The sequence below is a fragment of the Nocardioides sp. genome (genome assembly GCF_035429765.1).
Taxonomy (GTDB): Bacteria; Actinomycetota; Actinomycetes; order Propionibacteriales; family Nocardioidaceae; genus Nocardioides.
This window is the reverse complement of record NZ_DAOMFK010000292.1, coordinates 1-2,662: the sequence shown is the minus strand read 5'-3', so window position 1 is coordinate 2,662 and position 2,662 is coordinate 1. Positions and strand designations below refer to the sequence as shown.

General features: G+C 73.6%; 3 protein-coding genes and 1 pseudogene. 3 read left to right on the top strand and 1 reads right to left on the bottom strand.

Annotated features, from left to right (window positions below):
* A partial coding sequence (locus tag PLP61_RS16365) for a CHAT domain-containing protein (protein ID WP_324503829.1) occupies positions 1-506 on the top strand: 506 nt, incomplete at its 5' end.
* A 75-nt stretch (positions 507-581) separates the two neighbouring features.
* On the opposite strand, the gene PLP61_RS16360 is transcribed toward PLP61_RS16365, so the two are convergent.
* Complete coding sequence (locus tag PLP61_RS16360; RefSeq protein ID WP_324503828.1) at positions 582-1,382, bottom strand: deoxyribonuclease IV; 801 nt, start codon at positions 1,380-1,382, stop codon at positions 582-584.
* Between the two features lie 217 nt (positions 1,383-1,599).
* Between PLP61_RS16360 and rpsF the strand changes: the two genes are divergently transcribed.
* Both rpsF and PLP61_RS16350 read left to right on the top strand, forming a co-directional pair.
* Positions 1,600-1,890, top strand: a complete 291-nt coding sequence (rpsF, locus tag PLP61_RS16355; RefSeq protein WP_324503827.1) for a 30S ribosomal protein S6 — start codon at positions 1,600-1,602, stop codon at positions 1,888-1,890.
* A gap of 119 nt (positions 1,891-2,009) precedes the next feature.
* Positions 2,010-2,465, top strand: a pseudogene (locus tag PLP61_RS16350) (single-stranded DNA-binding protein); the annotation flags it as partial.
* Positions 2,466-2,662 lie beyond the last annotated feature (197 nt).

The window sequence follows — 2,662 nt, the reverse complement described above, 5'->3', positions numbered from 1 at the left end:
GGGTGGCCCGGGCGGAGGCGGAGGTGCGGGCCGCGGCGGCGCTGTGGCCGCGCGCCGAGCTGGTGGTCGGCGCGGGTGCGACGGCCTCGGCGGTGACCGACCTGGCGTCGCGGGTGGGCGTGCTGCACGTCTCGGCCCACGGGCGGCACTCGGCGGAGAACCCGCTGTTCTCGGGCCTCGAGCTGCACGACGGACCCTGGTACGGCTACGACATCGACCGGCTCGAGCGGGTCCCGGACGTGGTGCTGCTCTCGGCGTGCGAGCTGGGCCGGTCGCAGGTGCGCCACGGCGAGGAGCTGATCGGGATGACCACCGCCTGGCTGCACGCCGGCGCGCGCAGCGTGATCGCGTCGGCGGCTGCCGTGCACGACGACGTGGCGCACGACGTACTCCTCGGCGTCCACCGCGGTCTCAGTGCCGGCCTGGACCCGGCCGCGGCCCTGGCCGCCGTGCTGCCCCCCGCCGGCCCCGACGCTCCCCCCGCGCCGTTCGTGTGCTTCGGGTGAGGTGGGGCTGGTGGGGCGTACGGCGCGGGCGTGGCGTCGTCACCGAGGGCGGGCGCCCGCCGAAAGCCACGGGCGTCAGACGCGCGCGCGCAGCCAGGCGAAGTCGGCCAGGTGCTCCTCGGGGCCCCCCGGGGTCTCGCAGACCACCGGCGCCCCGGCCTCGCGCACCACGGCCGCGAGCAGCTCCGGGTCGATCCGACCGGCGCCCAGCGAGGTGTGCCGGTCCGCTCCCGAGTCGGCGGCGTCGCGGGAGTCGTTGCAGTGCACCAGGTCGATGCGCCCGGTGATCGCCCGGACGTCGGCCACCACGGTCGCCAGGTCGATCCCGCCGGCGTGGGCGTGGCAGGTGTCGAGGCAGAAGCCGACCATGTCGGCGCCCGTGGCCGAGGAGATCGCGTCCCACAGCCGGCCGATCCGGTCCAGGTGCCGGGCCATCGCGTTGTCGCCGCCGGCGGTGTTCTCGATCAGGACGGGCACCTTCAGGTCGGTCGCCTCGACGGCCTTGCGCCAGTTGTCGAAGCCCTTCTCCGGGTCGTCGGCCTTGTTCAGGTGGCCCCCGTGGACGACCAGCCCCTGGGCCCCGATCGCCGCGGCGGCGTCGACGTGCTGCTGGAGCAGCTTGCGCGAGGGGATCCGGATCCGGTTGTTGGTGGTCGCCACGTTGACGAGGTACGGCGCGTGCACGTACAGCGCCACCCCGGCCGCCTCCGCGTCCCGGCGCAGGGCCTCGGCGCCGCCGGCGTACCGGAGCTCCGGACCGTGGTACCCCTGGGGGTCGCCGAGGAAGAACTGCACGAGAGGCGCCTGCCGGGCCGCGGCCTCGGCGATCGGGTCGGCCTGGTCGACGTGGGCCCCGATCCGGAGCGTGGTGGTCACCCGGCGAGCCTATCGGGGCATCCGCCACCGCCGTGACCGGTGGATTGGGAGCCCCGAGGTCACCGCTGCTAGCCTGGGGCGTTCCCGTCCGCGGGCCGGCCGTCCGGCCCTGCGCGGTGGGGCCCCGGGGCGGCCGCAAGTCCGCGCCGGGTCAACGCAGAGTCCTCCTGCCACGGATCGTCCGTGGCCGCCGAGTCCAGAGGAGGTGGAGACCGCTGTGCGTGCCTATGAAGTGATGGTCATCCTCGAGCCCAGCCTCGACGAGCGCAACGTCGAGTCCGCGCTCGACAAGTACCTCAACGTCGTCCGCAAGGACGGCGGCAGCATCGACAAGGTCGACGTGTGGGGCCGCCGTCGGATGGCCTACGAGATCAAGAAGAACGCCGAAGGCATCTACGCCGTCGTCTCGCTGCAGGCCGAGCCGGCCACGGTCAAGGAGTTCGACCGCCAGCTCACCCTCAACGAGTCGGTGCTGCGCACCAAGGTGATGCGTCCCGACGCCCACTGAGGCGTCGCTCCGGTCCCGCTCAGGCCGGGACCGGCTGTGGACAGCCGCTTCCCGTTGTCGGTGGTCTCGGCCACGATGACACCCGTCGTACTGACTTCGAGCTACTCAGGAGGCCTGGCATGGCAGGCGAAACCATCATCACGGTCGTCGGCAACCTCGTCGACGACCCGGAGCTGCGGTTCACCCCGTCCGGCGCCGCCGTCGCGAACTTCCGCATCGCGTCCACCCCGCGCACCTTCGACCGCCAGACCAACGAGTGGAAGGACGGCGACGCGCTGTTCCTGACCTGCTCGGTGTGGCGCCAGGCCGCGGAGAACGTCGCGGAGTCGCTGCAGCGCGGCATGCGCGTCGTCGTCCAGGGGCGGCTGAAGTCACGGCAGTACGAGACCCGCGAGGGCGAGAAGCGCACGGTCTTCGAGATCGAGGTCGAGGAGGTCGGGCCCAGCCTGAAGTACGCCACCGCCAAGGTCACCCGGACCACCCGGCAGGGCGGCGGCTACTCCGGCGGCGGCCAGGGCGGCGGACAGCCCGCGGGCGAGGACCCGTGGGCCACCCCGGCGCCGCAGGGCGGCTCGTCGTACGAATGGTCGCAACCGACGGTGCCGGTCGCGAGCCGCATGGTCCACCGCGGTTCTGCCGGCCCGACGAGCCTCGGTACGCGGCCACACCTCGAGACGCGCGGCCACGCAGGACTCGGCAACACCGCGTTCTTCGACCTGCGCGGTGCGCTTCCGAGCGGGTTCACGGTGAGGGCGCCCGGGCCGGCGCTCGA